The organism is Endozoicomonas sp. Z74 (genome assembly GCF_057680865.1).
This window is the reverse complement of sequence record NZ_JBLYZI010000022.1, coordinates 25,910-42,573: the sequence shown is the minus strand read 5'-3', so window position 1 is coordinate 42,573 and position 16,664 is coordinate 25,910. Positions and strand designations below refer to the sequence as shown.

At 52.4% G+C, this 16,664-nt stretch carries 15 protein-coding genes; 8 read left to right on the top strand and 7 right to left on the bottom strand.

Features of this window, described 5'->3' with window-relative positions; all coding sequences use genetic code 11:
• Positions 1 to 37 precede the first annotated feature (37 nt).
• Positions 38 to 1,279 (bottom strand): MFS transporter, encoded by a 1,242-nt coding sequence (locus tag ACNRUY_RS08845; RefSeq protein WP_488111289.1) that lies wholly within the window; start codon positions 1,277 to 1,279, stop codon positions 38 to 40.
• Positions 1,280 to 1,571: 292 nt separating this feature from the next.
• On the opposite strand from ACNRUY_RS08845, the gene ggt reads away from it, so the two are divergent.
• Complete coding sequence (gene ggt, locus ACNRUY_RS08840) at positions 1,572 to 3,320, top strand: gamma-glutamyltransferase (RefSeq protein WP_488111288.1); 1,749 nt, start codon at positions 1,572 to 1,574, stop codon at positions 3,318 to 3,320.
• Between the two features lie 61 nt (positions 3,321 to 3,381).
• Here the strand turns inward: ggt and ACNRUY_RS08835 are convergent, their stop codons facing one another.
• Entirely contained in the window at positions 3,382 to 4,830 is a 1,449-nt protein-coding gene (locus ACNRUY_RS08835) for a sodium:solute symporter family protein (RefSeq protein ID WP_488111287.1), read from the bottom strand.
• Positions 4,831 to 4,833: 3 nt separating this feature from the next.
• Positions 4,834 to 5,037, bottom strand: a complete 204-nt coding sequence (locus ACNRUY_RS08830) for a hypothetical protein (RefSeq protein ID WP_488111286.1) — start codon at positions 5,035 to 5,037, stop codon at positions 4,834 to 4,836.
• A 208-nt stretch (positions 5,038 to 5,245) separates the two neighbouring features.
• Here ACNRUY_RS08830 and ACNRUY_RS08825 point away from each other — a divergent pair, with 208 nt between their 5' ends.
• Complete coding sequence (locus ACNRUY_RS08825) at positions 5,246 to 6,409, top strand: aminopeptidase (RefSeq protein ID WP_488111285.1); 1,164 nt, start codon at positions 5,246 to 5,248, stop codon at positions 6,407 to 6,409.
• Positions 6,410 to 6,411: 2 nt separating this feature from the next.
• On the opposite strand, the gene ACNRUY_RS08820 is transcribed toward ACNRUY_RS08825, so the two are convergent.
• The gene (locus ACNRUY_RS08820; protein ID WP_488111284.1) at positions 6,412 to 7,122 is read right to left on the bottom strand and encodes an epoxyqueuosine reductase QueH; all 711 of its coding nucleotides are present in this window, start codon (positions 7,120 to 7,122) and stop codon (positions 6,412 to 6,414) included.
• A 348-nt stretch (positions 7,123 to 7,470) separates the two neighbouring features.
• Between ACNRUY_RS08820 and ACNRUY_RS08815 the strand changes: the two genes are divergently transcribed.
• From ACNRUY_RS08815 to ACNRUY_RS08795, 5 genes are all read left to right on the top strand, one after another.
• A complete protein-coding gene (locus ACNRUY_RS08815) occupies positions 7,471 to 8,469 on the top strand; it encodes a redoxin domain-containing protein (RefSeq protein WP_488111283.1) in 999 nt (332 codons plus the stop codon).
• Between the two features lie 73 nt (positions 8,470 to 8,542).
• Positions 8,543 to 9,451 (top strand): hypothetical protein, encoded by a 909-nt coding sequence (locus tag ACNRUY_RS08810; RefSeq protein WP_488111282.1) that lies wholly within the window; start codon positions 8,543 to 8,545, stop codon positions 9,449 to 9,451.
• Positions 9,432 to 10,376: a 1-aminocyclopropane-1-carboxylate deaminase/D-cysteine desulfhydrase gene (locus tag ACNRUY_RS08805; RefSeq protein WP_488111281.1), complete on the top strand. Its 945-nt coding sequence runs from the start codon at positions 9,432 to 9,434 to the stop codon at positions 10,374 to 10,376. The genes ACNRUY_RS08810 and ACNRUY_RS08805 overlap by 20 nt, the downstream gene beginning before the upstream one ends.
• A 69-nt stretch (positions 10,377 to 10,445) precedes the next feature.
• Positions 10,446 to 12,194 (top strand): bifunctional isocitrate dehydrogenase kinase/phosphatase, encoded by a 1,749-nt coding sequence (gene aceK / locus ACNRUY_RS08800; protein ID WP_488111280.1) that lies wholly within the window; start codon positions 10,446 to 10,448, stop codon positions 12,192 to 12,194.
• Positions 12,195 to 12,287: 93 nt separating this feature from the next.
• Positions 12,288 to 12,566, top strand: a complete 279-nt coding sequence (locus tag ACNRUY_RS08795) for a peptidylprolyl isomerase (RefSeq protein ID WP_488111279.1) — start codon at positions 12,288 to 12,290, stop codon at positions 12,564 to 12,566.
• 155 nt (positions 12,567 to 12,721) lie between these two features.
• Here the strand turns inward: ACNRUY_RS08795 and ACNRUY_RS08790 are convergent, their stop codons facing one another.
• The 3 genes from ACNRUY_RS08790 to ACNRUY_RS08780 form a co-directional block, all read right to left on the bottom strand.
• Entirely contained in the window at positions 12,722 to 13,582 is an 861-nt protein-coding gene (locus ACNRUY_RS08790) for an endonuclease/exonuclease/phosphatase family protein (RefSeq protein ID WP_488111278.1), read from the bottom strand.
• 211 nt (positions 13,583 to 13,793) lie between these two features.
• Positions 13,794 to 14,378 (bottom strand): PhnA domain-containing protein, encoded by a 585-nt coding sequence (locus ACNRUY_RS08785; protein WP_488111277.1) that lies wholly within the window; start codon positions 14,376 to 14,378, stop codon positions 13,794 to 13,796.
• A gap of 90 nt (positions 14,379 to 14,468) precedes the next feature.
• Positions 14,469 to 16,148: a phytoene desaturase family protein gene (locus tag ACNRUY_RS08780; RefSeq protein ID WP_488111276.1), complete on the bottom strand. Its 1,680-nt coding sequence runs from the start codon at positions 16,146 to 16,148 to the stop codon at positions 14,469 to 14,471.
• Between the two features lie 306 nt (positions 16,149 to 16,454).
• Here ACNRUY_RS08780 and ACNRUY_RS08775 point away from each other — a divergent pair, with 306 nt between their 5' ends.
• Complete coding sequence (locus ACNRUY_RS08775) at positions 16,455 to 16,643, top strand: type II toxin-antitoxin system VapB family antitoxin (protein WP_488111275.1); 189 nt, start codon at positions 16,455 to 16,457, stop codon at positions 16,641 to 16,643.
• Positions 16,644 to 16,664 lie beyond the last annotated feature (21 nt).

Below are 16,664 nucleotides of genomic sequence, written 5' to 3'. Positions count from 1 at the left end.
TTCGGCTCAATGAAAAAAGGGCTGAGTGGATGGATGATCAAATGGCCTGTTGTTCTTGATCATCCAGCTCCTCGGTGTCTGAGCGGGGATCAATCTGGGCAACCACAGGGGTGGTTCTTGGAACGGGCACAAAGGATTGTTCATCCAGAGAGTAAATAGCCGGGCGTGAACGCATTCGTATCAGGAAAAACAATCCTGTCACTCCCATGGCCCCGATAAAGAAAATCATCAGCCCCTCGGCAAAGTGACTCATAAACACTGAAGCGAAAACCGGCCCAAGACAGGCTCCAAAACTGTATGCCAGCAACAACCCCTGGGTACCGGATACGATATCGTCAGGGTGCATGTGGTCGCAGCCGTGGCTGATGGCCAGGGGATACAGGGTAAACGTGGCACCGCCCACAAGAAACAACAGGGTCAGTTGAATCCACGGGTTGTCATTCACCATCATCAGAAGAAAGCAGGCGATGCACCCCAGCAGGGCGACCATCACCAGTGTTTTTCGCCGATCCATAAAGTCGGATAGATGTCCAACCGGGTACTGTAGCGCCATGCCTCCAGCCATGGTCACTGCCAGGAACAGGGCCACAGAATCATCATCAAGACCTCGGTCCGCCAGATAAATGGGCAGCATGGCGTAGAGCCCACCCAATACCAGTCCTCCTGCCAGACAGCCGAGAACGCCGGATGGGGTTAGGCTATAGAGTTTACGAAGATCCAGACTGGATGATGCCTCCATTTCAGGGGTGGGCATCCTGGTCATGACCGGTGGAAAGACAGAGAGTGCCAGGAGAATACCAATCAATAGAAAGGGGGCCATGGTGTCACTGTCAACGACCCCTACAAATAATTGTCCCAATGCGTTAGCGCCATAAAGGGAAACCATATAGAAAGACAGTACCCGCCCCCGGTTGGCGGTTTCGCTTTCACAGAGCAGCCAGGACTCCACCACCACAAAAATACCGGCTACAGCCATGCCATTAAGAAAACGCAGAGGGAACCATAACAGTATATTGTCGAAAAGGGCCAGGCTAAGAACCGAGGCGCTCAGCAGGGCGATGAAACCGGCAAAGGAGCGAATGTGGCCAATGCGTCGTACCATTTTCTCCGTGCGGAATGACCCGGCCAGCAGCCCCAGATAGTAGATGCCCCCCAGCATGCCCGCCAGAAGGTCGTTGTTTTCAGAGGCATTGATTCTCAGGGGCACCAGGGTCATCAGATAGCCACTGGCCAGAGCAAAAATAAATAAGCCGGTTAATGGAGCATAAAAGCGAGCCATGGGTTCTACCTGACGGGTTCAGTGAGCAGGCTGCAGGGCCTTCATAGGTTCTGGGTTGACTTCTGATGTATCGGCGGCGCTGGGCGAATGGCAAGACGGATAAGGAATATTGATTGATTCAGGGCTGTATTCCGTCAGCCCCATTGCCGTATGCTTTTACGGTATGGAATCAATGTTCAAGGAAGCATCATAAAGGGGGAAGCCCAGCCTGCAGGTGGCTGGGAAAGGTTGACCCGGAATCGTTTGATTAAAAATAGCTGAACCAAAAATAAAAGTGCGAAAGGAGTCAGGAATGATCAGGCAATTAACAGGGCTTCTGGCTGGAAGTCTGTTCTGGTGTATGGGGGCTGTCGGGGCGGTCTCGGATGTGGCCGATGAGGTGGCTCCCGAGGGGGCAACGGGACGGGTGGCGCAGTCACTGGTGTCAGCCAGTGATTTCATGGTGGCCGCCGCCAATCCTTACGCGGTCAATGCCGGTTACCAGATATTGAAGCAGGGAGGAACGGCGGTTGATGCCATGATTGCCACCCAGCTGGTGCTGAATCTGGTAGAGCCACAGTCCTCCGGTATTGGGGGAGGGGCATTTGCTGTGTATTTCGATGGCCCCAGGCAACGGCTGACCACATGGGATGGTCGGGAAACGGCCCCTGCTTCGGTAACGCCTGATCTGTTTCTGGACTCCAGGGGAGAGCCCCTGTCGTTTTATGACGCAGTGGTTGGGGGGCGATCCGTGGGTACTCCCGGTACGCTGAAACTGATGAAAGAGATGCATCAGCGTTATGGCAAGTTAAGCTGGAAAGTCCTGTTTCAACCGGCCATCGAACTGGCAGACAATGGATTTATCGTTTCCCCCCGTCTGGCTGCTCTGGTGGCAAAGGACCGTGAACGACTGAGTCGGTATCCCGTTACTGGACAGTACTTTTTTCCCAAGGGCAAGGCGATTCAGTCGGGGGACATGCTGAAGAATCCTGATTTTGCTGAGACCTTGACGCTGCTGGCTGAAAAAGGCATTCAGCCTTTTTATCAGGGGAAAATTGCCCATGATCTGGTGGCAGCGGTGCGTTCCGCGAAAGATAATCCTGGCGTGCTCAGCCTGGATGATTTGAAGAACTATCGGGTGATCGAGCGACAGCCTGTCTGCCAGGAGTATCGAGGATTCAATGTGTGTGGCATGGGACCTCCCAGCTCCGGGGCACTGACCGTAGGGCAGATTCTGGGGATGCTGGAACCCTATGATATCAGGGCACTGGGACCGGACAACCCCCAGAGCTGGCGACTGATTGGCGATGCGTCACGGTTGGCCTTTGCGGATCGGGGGTTGTACATGGCGGATACCGACTTTGTCTCAATGCCGGAAGGGTTACTGGACAAGCAGTATCTCCAGAGTCGCTCCCGGTTGCTCAGTGGTGATAAGGCAATGACCGAGGTCTATGCCGGTGCTCCTCCCGAGGTCACCCGGTTGGCGCGTTCCCCGGATGAATCCATTGAACTGCCCTCCACCAGTCATATCAGTATTGTGGATGCCCTGGGTAATGTGGTGTCCATGACCACAACCATTGAGAATGGCTTTGGTTCCCGGGTGATGGTGGGAGGTTTTTTACTGAACAATGAATTGACTGATTTCTCCTTCCGGCCCTCCAGAGAGGGCAAACCCATTGCCAACCGGATTGAGCCGGGCAAGCGACCCAGGTCGTCCATGGCCCCCACTGTGGTGATGAAAGAAGGGAAGCCTTACATGGTGATTGGCTCTCCTGGAGGCAGTCGTATTATTGGTTATGTGGCCAAAACGCTCATTGCTCATCTGGACTGGCAGCTGCCACTGGACGAAGCAATCAATCTGCCTCACCGGGTTAACCGCTTTGGTACTTATGACCTTGAGGAAGGAACCAGCGCTGAATTTATGGCTGCCTCCCTGAAACAGTTAGGTTATGACGTGAAGGTGCGGGAACTGAACAGTGGGCTGCATGGCATACTGCTTACGGCGGAGGGGCTTAAAGGGGCTGCTGATATTCGCCGGGAAGGGACGGCCATGGGGGATTAAAAAAGAGGGAAGCTGGCGGCTGGGTGGTTTGCAATCGACTCTGCCGCCGGTTTCACCTCTGTTAAAAGCTTTTGTCTTTATCCATGCAGGTAACGCTCATCAGCCAGCGTACGGTACAGAGCACTCCAAGGTTAATGGCCAGGGCAACCAGTCCGGCATTGACACCATAAAACTGCTTCACACCCATTTGCAGGGTAATCCCCATAAACAGCAATCCACAAACCAGCCCTGCCAGTACTGGCCGGGCTCCCGGTTTTTTCCAGTGCAGGGCAATCACAAAGGCCGGGAAGCACTGTATTAACAGTTCCAGCTTCAATTCGATCAGCCGCCACAGGGTGATGTCCCGGTAAAGGGCAAGAATCGCCATTACTCCCATCAGAATCACGGTAATCCGGTGGTCATGCTTTAACCCCTCCCTGCTGGTTTGCTGGATCAGATCATGGCGGATAATGGAAACCACCGACAGTAAAACAGAGTCCGCTGTGGACATGATGGCCGCCAGGACAGCCATCAACACCAGCATTGCGGCGGCCCGGTTCCAGGGGCCACTGTCTGCCCAGAGTCCCAGCAGGCGGGGCAGTACCTGGTCGGCCTGCAGGCCCAGGTTCAGATCCAGAAGGGCAATGGCTGTCCAGCCGGTGAAGAGGATAACAAAAGAGGTCAACAGGGAGACGATGCCCATGACCGCCAGCGACTGGTGGAGGACTCGGTCGCTGGCGGCGGCAAATATTCTCTGGAGGGTCTGGGGATAGACGATCACTGACAGTCCCCCGAGCAGCATCAGGCTGAACCACTTGATCTGGACGGTGCCAGAAGGTATTCCCGCACTGTCAGGCCGTAAGCGGGTGACTTCCCGGGCGATACTGTCCAGCCCACCGGACACCTGCATCATCCAGAAGACCAGGCAGGTAAACCCCGCCAGCATGATCAACCCCTGGATCATATCGGTCCAGGCAACGGCCCTGAGCCCACCCAGAATATCGTAGGTCAGGATAATCACGGCGAAGAGAAGAACGCCTGCCTCATAAGAGATCATGCCGTTGGTGATGACATTAAGAATCTCGCCAGCGGCCTTGAGCTGGGCAAACAGAAAATTACCCAGAGACAGGATCAGTACCACAGCCACCAGAACTCTCAATAACGGGGATGGGTCAGGGAAACGGAAACGTATCCAGTCTCCTGGGGTTATAAAGTGGTGCTGAGTCGCCAGTGGGCGCAGTTTGGGAACCAGGAGGTGAAAGCTCACGGATATGGAAGCCCAGAGTCCTGCAGACATGATCCAGATAAACCCGAGCCGGTAGCCCTGGCCACTGAAGCCCAGAATATTGCCACTGAAAGCCGTTGCATAAATGGTGAGAAAAAGCACCAGAAAACCCAGGGATCGATTCGCCAGGTAATGATCACTGGCATTTTTACGGGTACTTCGGTTCCTGGCGACCAGGCAGGCAGGAACCAGTACCAGCAGATACAGGGCAATGGACAGGAGGCTGAAGGCAGGAGACTGAGCCATGGATTACTCTCCTTCGGACGGAAGGGTAAGCCACAACAGGGCATTCACCAGAGTAAGCAGGATATAGCAGCCAAAAGCGATCACTACCCAGCCTGGAAAACCGAATACACTGGGCCCTGTGCTGTTTGCAGGCTTGTACCATGGCACAGATAAAACCAGCAGCATTACCATAAGGATCAGGCTGGCGAGGCGAAGGCGTTTATTCATTGTTGTTCTCTTCAGTGGCTCCTGGTGAACCTGGAAAATGAATGTCTGGGCAATTTATTATGAAAAAAGTACACCGTTACCAGGCTCTGGAGCCACTTTCAGGGTTCGGGATGGGCTGCACTTTTTTCTCATGGCTGTTTAGAGTAGACATTGGAGCGGCGTCTGGAGCAAAAAGTTTCATCCTTTCCTGCTTAAAAGGCTTAATCTATTGACAGATAAGTCATCACGAAGCAGCTCTCATTTACTTTATCTGGCGGCATTTATGTGGATAAACGGTGACCAGGGAACCTCTGCAGAGTTCATTTCCCGGGAACAGAAGAGAAGATTAAGCAAACCTGGCCTGGCTCTGGTATTGACCAGCATCCTACTGTTGGCCGGATGTGAACATCTGGCTTACTATTCCCAGGCAGCAGGAGGGCAGCTGTCCCTGATCTGGAATCGCCAGAGCGTTGAGCGGGTTATGGCGGACAAAAATACGGATCCGGTGTTGAAGCAGCAGCTCAGGCTGGTTCAGGAGGCCAGAGTTTTTGCCGGTGATCAACTAGAGCTGCCGGTGGGGGGGAACTTCAGCCATTATGTGGATACCGGTCGCCCCTATGTGGTCTGGAATGTTTATGGGGCAGAAGAATTTTCCGTTAACAGCAAAACCTGGTGTTACCCCATAGCCGGGTGTGTGGGGTACCGGGGGTATTTTTCTGAACAGGCAGCTCAGGAGAAAGCCCGGGAATTGCAGAAGCAGGGTTATGAAACCCATGTGGGGGGGATTACCGCGTATTCCACTCTGGGCTGGTTTGATGATCCGGTGCTGAATACTTTTGCTTTTCATAAGCCGGACCGCCTGGTTTCGCTGATTTTTCACGAGTCGGCCCATAAGAAGCTCTATGTGAAAGACGATACGCTGTTTAATGAAAGCTTTGCCACAGCAGTAGAACAGGAAGGGCTACGCCGTTGGCAGCTCCGTCACTCAGATAAAGCTCCAGTTTCGGGCCCTGAGGCACAGTGGAGTCAGCAGTTAAACCTTTTGTTAATGAAATATCGGGAGCGTCTGGCGACACTGTATGACAGTGATCTGGCCACCCCTGTCAAAAGAAAGCGGAAAAAGCAGATATTTCAGGAGCTTCATCAAGCCTATGCGGGCCTGAAAGTACAGCTGGGTATGGATCAACGCTATGACGCCTGGATGAGTACGATCAATAACGCCAAGCTGGCTACCGTCAGTGACTACCACCGTTTTGTACCCGCCTTTGCCAGAATGATGGTCCGGGCAGGGAGTCTGTCGGCCTTTTATTCAGCGGTCAGTCGGTTGGCTGAGCAGGACAGGAATTCGCGGCATAAGCAGCTGGAACAGTTACTGATGGAGTCAGCGGAATAAAGTCAGGATGATCTGGCGATAATGGCTGTGTCGTCTTTCTGAGCCGACTCACCATAAAACTTCACCAGTCGTTTGATCCGTGGGCGCCCCCTGGCCAGGCGGTGCCGGTTGGTGTCCCGAAGGCTGTAGACACAACCACAGTACTCCTGCTGATAGAAAGACTCCTGTTTGGCCAGTTCAACCATCCGCTGGCTTCCCCCCTGTTTGCGCCAGTTAAAGGTCCAGTACTCGACTCCGGAATAGGGGGCTGCGGCACGAATGCCGCAGTGATTGATTTGCTCCATATTTTTCCATCGGGAAATCCCCAGGGTGCTGGAGATAACCGGAAACTGTTGTTCGAAGGCGTAGAGGGCGGTACGCTCAAAGCGCATATCAAAACAGGCGGTGCAGCGCTTTCCTCTCTCGGGTTCGTTTTCCATTCCCTTTGCCCGGTCAAACCAACGGTCTGTATCGTAATCGGCATCAATAAACGGTATTCCGAGCTTGTGGCAGAAACGCTGGTTTTCATCCTTGCGCAGCTGGTATTCCTCAACAGGATGAATATTCGGGTTGTAGAAAAAGACCGTCTGTTCAACACCAGAGGCCTGGATAGCCTCCATTATTTCACCGGCACAGGGGGCGCAACAGGAGTGCAGCAACAGTTTACGGGCATTCCCGGGTGCTGCCAGAACAGGACGTTTATAGTGGCTGAGAGACAATGGGTTATGGGTCATGGACAGGCTCCATGATAATCAAGCCAAGTTAAACAGGGTTGTGCAGATGGGAAAATGCTGTTTACAAAGGTAGAACATTTTTTCATAAAGTTTTTGCCAAGTTTAAAAATAGGCAGAAAAAGGTTTCGTGGTTAATTTCAAAGCTCGGAGTAGGTGGGACTGCCCGATTATGGTCGTTTAATTGCCAAATCGATAAGTAACCCTGATGAGTAGAAAGTATTCGTTCTATTACGCCTGTTGAAATCAGTGACTAGACTTTTCCCCTCATTGCACTCGAACAGAAGTGCATTCTCAATGCCCCCTTATGATCTTTATTGATTATGGCAGAACGTTTTGAGGTATCTCACTATGAATATTGATAGTTACTCTTTGATTAAATCATCAGGATTCTTTCAAGGCTTCTTACGCAAAGGTCTGAGATGTCTTATTACAACACTTATTCTGGCCTTTACAGCGCAGTCGGTTTTTGCCTTGAGGTTGAATGAGGTGGTGCCTGATTTTGAGGTCACGGTTTACGATGAAGGAGCGAAAACACAGATGCGTTTTCATGAGCAGATAGAGCAAATGGATGCCGACTTCGTGATTCTCTTCTCTCACCCCAAAGACTTTACCCCGGTCTGTACCACAGAACTGGCGAAAGTAGAGGAACTTATGCCGGAATTTAAACAATTAAGGACACGGGTCTTAGGACTGAGTGCTGATAGCTATGAAGATCACCAGCATTGGGTAAAAGACCTTTTGCAACAGGCAAAGTCGAAGAAAGAGACTCTGTCCTTCCCCCTTATTGTTGATGAATCGTTACTGGTAGCAAAAAAATTCGATATGCTGCCTGAAGAGGAACTGCCAGGGAAAGAGCGCACTCCAAAACAGAATGAAACGATACGGGCTCTGTTTCTTATTGACAAAGACAAGAAACTGAGGGTTTCAATGCTGTACCCCATGGATATCGGGAGAAACTTCGATGAAGTGGTTAGAGTAATAAAAAACAGACTGTTAATTAACCAGGAAGAGGGCAGGATTGCATCCCCCGCCAACCGAAAAGAAGGCGAAAGGATGATTGTTGCTCCCTCGGTCTCTCTTGACGAGGCAAGATCATTGTATGGAGAGGTGATCACGGTTCATTTACCATCCAGTGAGATTGGCAAGCCTGATTATCTCAGATATGTTGAAGCGCCAAAGCTTCGGCTGAATAACCAGGATTCAGATCAGGCAGGGGTAGAAGCACAGACAGGAGTAGAAGCTCCGATAGCAGGGGCAGGAGAGACAGGAGTAGAAGCTCCGATAGCAGAGGCAGCAGAGACAGGAGAGGGCGAAGCAAGTAAGCGCGGCTCTAAGGAAGACCTCTAATCAGCCCATAATCCCCTTTCCATCCTGAGGCGCTTTCAGTACATTGTGACCATCACTGCTGGAGGCGCTGCCAATGGATACCATCGAACCCCATAAAATTTCCACCAGCGCCCTGGCCCGGTCCCTGGAAATTCCGGCCCATGCCCTGTTTAAAAAAATGGAGCAGGCAGGTTGGATTGAGCGCCGGGACGACAGCTGGATACTCACCGATCAGGGAAAGGCGGAAGGGGGGGAATACACAACCCACGTTAAATACGGTACTTATATTGTCTGGCCGGAGATGGTGGCCATTGCTACCCGCCAGGACAGGCCTGAAAAAAAAGTGGACGATGGGCAGTTGACTGCCACAACCCTGGGAGACTATCTGGGATTGTCCCCCAGACAGGTCAACCGGATGCTGGCAGAACTGGGCTGGATCCGCCGCTCAGGCAAAGGCTGGGTGGTGACAGAGCCTGGCGCTAAAGCAGGTGGCCAGCAACATGAAAACCCTCATAATGACCGTCACTGGGTGAGCTGGCCAAAAGCGGTTCTGGAAAAGCCTGCGGTCATTTCATCCATTAAAGAAGTCAGGGCGGATCTGTCCCATGCTATTGGGCTGGATCAACAGGCGGGCAGTGAAATCAGCCAATACCGGAAGGCGTTTCCGGCCAGGCTGCGAGCGGCGGATGGTCACCTGGTCCGCTCCAAAACGGAATTAATGATCGATAACTGGCTGTATCTGGCGGGCATTGCCCATGCCTATGAACGCAAACTGCCGGTAGACCCTGAGTTATACGCGGAGTTTTATCTGCCTCAGGGTAATGTCTATCTGGAATACCTGGGCCAGCCCTCTGATGGCGATTACCGCCAGCGTAAGGAGGCGAAGCTGGAACTCTATCAGCAATACGGTTTGAATGTGATTACCCTGGAAGATGAGCAGGTACGGCAACTGGATGTTCACCTGCCCCGGCTGTTGTTGAAGTATGGTATTCGAATCTATTGACTCTCTGGATCGGCCGGTTCCGGTCAACTCTGTATCCACTCAATGGCTGAATCGTGCCGGTGTATCACTGGATGTGTTACGCCTTGATCAGCTGCACCCGGACATCAGCGGCAATAAATGGTACAAACTCAGACATAATCTGGAGGCGGCCCGGGAGCAGGGTAAACCGGTGGTGCTCAGTTACGGGGGCGCCTGGTCCAATCATATTCATGCCCTGGCGGCGGCTGGCCATCATTTTGGTATCCAGACGGTTGGTGTGATCCGGGGAGAGCGTCCCGGAGATCTCTCCGCCATGCTTCAGGATGCGTTGTCATGGGGAATGCAGCTGCATTTTGTCAATCGGCAGGATTATCGGCAACTGCGTGAGCCCGATGACCACAATAGCCGGAGAGAGCTGCTTGATCAGCTCCAACTGTCTGAGGCGGAGGTTTATCCGGTTCCGGAGGGTGGAGGAAACGCTTTAGGGGTGAAAGGTTGTGAGGAGATTCTGGCTGCGGGAAGCATCACCGCCAGTGATTATGATGAAATCTGGCTGGCCTGTGGAACCGGCGCCACTCTGGCGGGGGTTGCCACTTCCACCTGGCGATCCGGTCCAGATACCCGGGTTGTGGGTGTTGCGGTGTTGAAAGGGGCCGGATTTCTGAATAGGGATATCCAGGCATTGATCAGCCAGCCCTTGCCAAACTGGACGCTTTTGACCGATCATCACTGCGGTGGTTATGCCCGAACCCATGAGGCGCTGCTGGCATTGATGGACGCTTTTGAGCAGGATACCGGCATTCCTCTGGATCCCGTGTATACCGGCAAGGTTCTGAAAGCGCTGAAGGAGAGGGTTGAGTCCGGTGGGGCAGGAATCTCCGGCAAACGGCTGTTGATGATTCACACCGGAGGTCTTCAGGGACGGCGGGGATTTGATCGGTGCTGATGTAAAGGCTTTCGTCACCGGTCATGCTGATAACAATGAAAACAGGCTCTTATAAAAATGGGTGCAGTCATGAACAGTTCCATGGCCCGGCAGATTGCCAGAGTGATTCTTGACGGATTCAGTGATTACCGGACCCGGTTTACGGATATCACCCTGGGGGCCCGAGAACGCTTTTTGAAGGCGGACTGGGTGGCCGCCCAGGTCGCGGCTTCCGACCGAATCAACCTTTACCGCCAGGCCATTGATGACGTGATGGAAGCCCTGGACAGCCAGTGTCAGGGACATTACCAGAACCCGGATTACTGGCTGGATGTCCGCAACGCATACATTGACCAGATTTCCTATCGAACGGACCCTGAACTGGCCGAAACCTTCTACAACTCCATCTATCGCAAAATCTTCTTCTTTTCCCATGAGAGGGAGGCGGTGAACGCCCGTCACTGTTTTATTCATTCGGAATTTGACGGGTTCAAGGTGCAAAGCCCCCGGGGGATTTATCGGTCTTATTACACAGAAATCGGACTGGTGAAGCTGGTGGGGCAGATTCTGGATGATTTTCAGTTTGAGCTGCCCTGGGAGTACCGTCGTCGGGACATTCGAAATGTGATTCTTGCGCTCAGGGAAGCCCTGCCTGACTGGGTTGAGCGCAGGGATATCCGGGTGGATGTGCTCAAGTGGGTGTTTTACCGGAACAAAGGCGCCTATCTGGTGGGGCGTCTGGTGGCCGGTGACAGTCTTCAGCCTTTTGTGCTGCCAGTACTGAACAATGAGCGGGGAGGGCTTTACCTGGATACCCTGCTCTGCGATAACGACAATGTCAGTGTACTGTTCAGCTTTACCCGTTCCTATTTCATGGTGGATGCCCGGATTCCCTCGGAATGCATTGAGTTTCTGCACTCCCTGATTCCCGGGAAAAACCGGGCGGAAATGTACAACTCCATCGGCTTTTTCAAACATGGAAAGAGCGTTTTTTACCGGGACTTTCTAGATCATCTCCAGCAGTCCAGGGATCAGTTTGTCATTGCCCCGGGCATCCGGGGCATGGTGATGTCGGTATTCACCCTGCCTTCCCTGGACATGGTGTTCAAGATCATCAAGGACCGCTTTGCCCCGCCAAAAGAGGTGAGCCGTGAGGTGGTCAAGGATCGCTATTTCCTGGTGAAAACCCATGACCGTGTTGGCAGAATGGCGGACACTCAGGAGTTCTCCAATCTGGTGCTGCCCAAAGCCCGGTTCTGTGATGAGTTGCTGCAGGAGTTGCAGGAAGTGGCCCCTTCTACCGTTCAGGTATACGACGATAAAGTGCTTATTCGCCATTTGTATACGGAAAGGCGCATGACCCCGTTAAACATCTATGTTGATCAGGTGGTTCAGAGAGGGGATGACCGGGCGCTGCTTGAGGTGCTTGAAGAATACGGGAATGCCATCAAACAGCTGGCTGCAGCCAATATTTTCCCTGGCGATATGCTGCTGAAAAACTTTGGGGTTACCCGCCACGGGCGGGTGGTATTCTATGACTACGATGAGATCAGTTATCTCACTGAGTGTCACTTCCGGGATATCCCTGAAGCTCTGTATCCGGAACAGGAATTGGCGGCGGAGCCATGGTATTCGGTGGCGCCCAACGATATTTTTCCAGAGGAGTTCCCGGTCTTTCTATTTCCGGACCGGGCCATCCGGCAGCAGTTTTGCCGACTCCATGGTGATCTGTTCACTGCCAGTTACTGGCAGGGCGTTCAACAGCAGATCCTGAAGGGTCAGGTCATGGATGTGTTGCCCTATCGTCGCTCCAAACAGTTTCTCAGGCAGAAGGGGTGACTCTGCAATGGGTATATGACACTGGAAAAAAACCTGGATTTGCCGGATTGAACCGTTATGATCTCTCCGGTTCAAAAATTGAGGTGTAGTTTGATGTCAGTAGCCTGTGCGCGCCATATTCTGGTGAAAACCCGGGAGGAGGCGGAAAAGCTGAAACAGCGTATTGCCCGGGGGGAGGACTTTGCCCGGCTGGCTAAAAAATACTCTTTGTGCCCGTCCGGAAAGAAAGGAGGCGATCTGGGAGAGTTTCGTCCGGGACAGATGGTGAAGGCCTTTGACCAGGTCGTGTTTAAACAGAAGGTGTTAACGGTTCATGGTCCGGTCAAGACACGCTTTGGATTTCATTTGATTGAGACGATATATCGGAACTGACTTAGGGAAGGTGCGAACAAGTCCTGCGGCACTGAAATGGTTTTTAGAATACAGGAAGAATAGGGCGGGTTGTGGGGGTGGATTTTTTTGTGAGGCAGAAGGTTCAAATGCGATAGGGCAAATGACCTTCGGCCATAATTCTGGTTGGGTACCTGTTATTGTTCCAGCATTTTCATATCAACAATAATCGGTAAATGGTCTGTTACAGTGGGCCAGTCAATAGAACCATATTCTTTGTCATTTTGTGGGACAACAATATCCTTGACTACCCACTTCTGAGCTTTGCCAGTCATGATATAGTCGACCTGAATCTCAGGGTTGCCAGCAGGCCAGCTTCTAAAGTCAACACTTTTATCTTCAACAGTGTTCCAGTAACGGGAAAGCTCCTGATGGGTGACGGATTTCGGGACGTCATTCATATCACCCATCAGAATTTTGATGCCTCGGGTATCAATAGCCGTATCATTAAGTGCCCGGACCTGCTCCACCCGCATAGTTGGGTCCTCTTTTGTGTCGAGGTGGGTATTGAAGACGGTAATGGGGGCTTCAAATCCTGGTACATCAATATGAGCTTCAAACATGATTCGTTGCTCTCGCTGGCCTGATGGAAGCAGTGTCGTCGCTGTTTTTAGAATGGGATATTTTGAGGCGATGGCCAAACCGTACTGGCCACCATCAAAATCAATGGCCCGGCCAAACTCAATATTTAATCCTGTCAGCTCTGCAATTTTTTCCACCTGATCAATCTTGCCACTTCGACCTGTTAATACATCGACTTCCTGTATGGCAACAATGTCAGCATTCAAGGCTTTAATAGCTTTGGCGATTTCGGATAATGATGATACACGGCCAGCGGCCATGTTAAAGGTTGCAACCCTCAGGGAGGGGGCCTGTTGTTCTGAATAGGTTTTGTTGAGCAGTTGGGTCTGGGCCTGGTAAGGCTCACGGTGTCCACCAGCCATAGCCGTAGTGGATAGTGCCAGGGTCAGGGGGAGTAACAGGCGTGTGTACTTCATCTAAATATCCTTGAGAGGAGAAACCGTCAAAAGACAGAGGGAGTGCTCCTGTGCACTTGCAACACCACGATGAGAATTGACGATAAAAAAAAGGCCTACAGGTCTTGGAAAGTCAGCTGATAACGCTACAGTTTCGAACTCAGTTAAACGAGGCTTTGTGCTAAGTCAATAAGAGTTGGCGGTATAAGCTGGCTGGTAAAAAAGGGGCGGCTCACGAACCGGATTTTTTCAGGTAGCAGGTCAACAGCACAATCCGGGTACCGTTGACGCGCCCTTCAATATGTTCCGGATTGGAGGTGAGGGATATATTTCTGACGGCTGTACCCCGTTTTGCTGTAAAACCGGCGCCTTTCACCGGAAGGTCCTTGATCAGAGTCACCGTATCACCTGCCTGAAGCACAGCACCGTTGCAGTCCAGGGTGGGCGTGGCCTCTTCATCGGCCTGGGCATCAAGACCGGCTTCTGCCCACAGTCGAACCTCATCTTCAAGGTACATCATATCCAGCAGATCCTGAGCCCAGCTTTCAGAGGAAAGGCGGTTCAGCATTCGCCAGGCCACCACCTGGACTGCGGGTACCGGGCTCCACATGCTGTCATTCAGACAACGCCAGTGATTAACGTCCAGCTCCTGTGAAGCCAGAATTTGCTGGCGGCATGTATTGCAGGCAAGAACACAGTGATCAGGATTGTTGCTGTTCCCCTGGGGAGGAACTTCATACAGGCCAAGATCCTGTTCAGAAGAACAGAGTTCACACTTGGAGCCACTGCGCTGCATCAGGGTGTGTTCGATGGTCATGGGGGGAGTGTCCGGATTTGAAAAGCGGCACAGTATGCCGCTTTTTTGTTCAGTGCACTATCCGGAATAACCCCGGTCTACCGTCCGTTCTCAGTGAGAGCGGGCCATAGCTTCAGGGGCCTGCTTTTCCTGGGAGGGAGGTTTTTTCAACAACTGAATCACCTGTCGGGCTCGGGTGCCCTCCATGACACAGGTGGCCATTACCCCACCCATCATGGCGCCCCCAATGCCTGCAGTCATGACATCTGCACCGGTCAGATACAGCCCCTTGACGGGGGTGGCCGGGTGCAGGAAAGGTTTTTTGAAACGGTCAACATAGTGATCAAGGCCGTAGATTTCACCCTTTTCATTCCACTGAAACCAGCGGGTAGAAAGGGGGGTGGACAATTCATAATAATCCAGCTTTTCCCGAAGCCGGGGGCGGTGTTTGAACAGAACCTCCAGCAGCCTTTGGGCAAACTGTTCCTTGAACGTCTCATAGTCTTCCCCCCGCTGGCACCAGGTTGTGCCCTCCCACTGCCGGAACCAGTCCGGGTTGGCCACGGTAACCACCTCCACGGTGGATTTGCCAGGGTACCTTTTTTCCCAGTCCGGATCTTTGGCGGAAGGGAAGGAAATATAAGCCAGGGGGAACGGCTGGCTGGCGTCGTTAAGGTAAGCTTCCAGGTTTCCTTCGTGATCGCCACTGGGGTAGACCCACAGGTTGGCGGTATCCAGCCCCAGCTCCTCGCTGGAACCCTTGAAACCTGCGTAGAGACATAAGTGGGCACTGGAGTGATGAACCTGGGGGAGCCAGTTTTCAACCCCGAGCTTCTGCCGGGTGATATCGGGCAGAAGATGGTTCATTGTGGCCATGAAGCCGGCATTACTCACCACCTGGCGGGCTCGAATTTCACTGCCATCGGTCATTTGTACGCCCACCGCTTTGTTGCCTTTAATCAGAACCTGTTTTACTCCGGCATAGGTGAAAACGTCTCCATCACTGGCCTGGATGGTCGGGATAATGCTTCTGGCTATTTCCACAGAGCCGCCCACCGGGTACGCGCCCCCTCCCAGATAGTGCTTGGCAATGAGGGCGTGCATAAGGAAGGCACAGTCCCTGGGGGGCTGACCATAATCCCCCCACTGACCGGTCAGCACCGAAATCAATTCCTGATTATCGGTCATGGCTTCCAGCACTTCACGGGTGGTTTGAAAGAAAACGTCGGGCATGATCAGGGGGCGGATAAGGTTATACAGTCGAGCCAGTGGACGGGGCATACCCTGGGCCGCAAAAAAGCGGGGGGTCAGGCGGCTGACCTTGCGAATCAGGTCAACATACTGCTGGATCGTTTCTGCCTCATCAGGAAAGCGCTGTTGCAGGTTCCGGGTGAAATTGTCCCGGCCGGCTTCAAAATCGTAGCTCTGCTCATCAATGATGATGCGGTCATAGACAGGGGCCATTTCCGCCCATTTCAGGCGGTTCTGGCTGATCACATCAAATACACGACGCAGTGTAGATTTTGGGTTGTGGACTTCTCCAATATAGTGAACACCTACATCCCATTCATAGCCGTTGCGTTCATAGACGTGAGTGTAACCACCGGCGGTGTAATGCTGTTCCAGCACGCAGACTTTACGGCCCAGCAGGGAAAGTAACGCGGCGGTGGTTAACCCTCCAATGCCAGAGCCAATGACGATGACATCGTACTGGCTATCGGCTCGGCCGGGTCGATAACGCCGACCGGTTCGGACTTTGGCCATACTGACTTCCTTTATTGTTCCAGTCATTGAATTGCCCAGTACCCCGTTAAGGGACAGACAAACGACAGCCGCCGGGAAGATGCGCTTTGTTTCAAAGGTGACTCTTCACTGGCGGTATGATGTGTTCAGAACTTTGTTCTTGTTGTAGTCAGGAGATACCTGTGGGAATGATAGTAGCAGTGGGAGATGGATGGGATCAAACGATTGTTTGAATTGGTCTGTGGCTCTCTGCACCTGCCTGAATTGTCGGGGCCCATTTCAGTAATACTTTGCACTATTTTTTTGCGGTACTGCAATGTGTATATAAATATACGGTATACACATTGATGGGTTATGCGTACGAACATAGAAGTAGGTGATGACTTAATGGCACAAAAAACAATGGGTCTGAACACCAGGAAAGACGTGGTAGAACAAGGACTGAAACTGTTGGTAAAAAGAAGCAGACAACAATCCATCAGAAGCCTGCGCGGAAACATCCAGTGGGAAGGTGATTTGGACAAGATGAGGAGCAACCCGTGATTCTGGCGGATACCAGCGTCT

What these genes read in the sequence shown, in the direction of transcription:
- ACNRUY_RS08845 (WP_488111289.1), bottom strand. Translation starts at nt 1,279, where the DNA reads ATGGCTCGCTTTTATGCTCCATTAACCGGCTTATTTATTTTTGCTCTG.
- ggt (WP_488111288.1), top strand. Translation starts at nt 1,572, where the DNA reads ATGATCAGGCAATTAACAGGGCTTCTGGCTGGAAGTCTGTTCTGGTGT.
- ACNRUY_RS08835 (WP_488111287.1), bottom strand. Translation starts at nt 4,830, where the DNA reads ATGGCTCAGTCTCCTGCCTTCAGCCTCCTGTCCATTGCCCTGTATCTG.
- ACNRUY_RS08830 (WP_488111286.1), bottom strand. Translation starts at nt 5,037, where the DNA reads ATGAATAAACGCCTTCGCCTCGCCAGCCTGATCCTTATGGTAATGCTG.
- ACNRUY_RS08820 (WP_488111284.1), bottom strand. Translation starts at nt 7,122, where the DNA reads ATGACCCATAACCCATTGTCTCTCAGCCACTATAAACGTCCTGTTCTG.
- ACNRUY_RS08815 (WP_488111283.1), top strand. Translation starts at nt 7,471, where the DNA reads ATGAATATTGATAGTTACTCTTTGATTAAATCATCAGGATTCTTTCAA.
- ACNRUY_RS08810 (WP_488111282.1), top strand. Translation starts at nt 8,543, where the DNA reads ATGGATACCATCGAACCCCATAAAATTTCCACCAGCGCCCTGGCCCGG.
- ACNRUY_RS08805 (WP_488111281.1), top strand. Translation starts at nt 9,432, where the DNA reads ATGGTATTCGAATCTATTGACTCTCTGGATCGGCCGGTTCCGGTCAAC.
- aceK (WP_488111280.1), top strand. Translation starts at nt 10,446, where the DNA reads ATGAACAGTTCCATGGCCCGGCAGATTGCCAGAGTGATTCTTGACGGA.
- ACNRUY_RS08795 (WP_488111279.1), top strand. Translation starts at nt 12,288, where the DNA reads ATGTCAGTAGCCTGTGCGCGCCATATTCTGGTGAAAACCCGGGAGGAG.
- ACNRUY_RS08790 (WP_488111278.1), bottom strand. Translation starts at nt 13,582, where the DNA reads ATGAAGTACACACGCCTGTTACTCCCCCTGACCCTGGCACTATCCACT.
- ACNRUY_RS08785 (WP_488111277.1), bottom strand. Translation starts at nt 14,378, where the DNA reads ATGACCATCGAACACACCCTGATGCAGCGCAGTGGCTCCAAGTGTGAA.
- ACNRUY_RS08780 (WP_488111276.1), bottom strand. Translation starts at nt 16,148, where the DNA reads ATGACTGGAACAATAAAGGAAGTCAGTATGGCCAAAGTCCGAACCGGT.
- ACNRUY_RS08775 (WP_488111275.1), top strand. Translation starts at nt 16,455, where the DNA reads ATGCGTACGAACATAGAAGTAGGTGATGACTTAATGGCACAAAAAACA.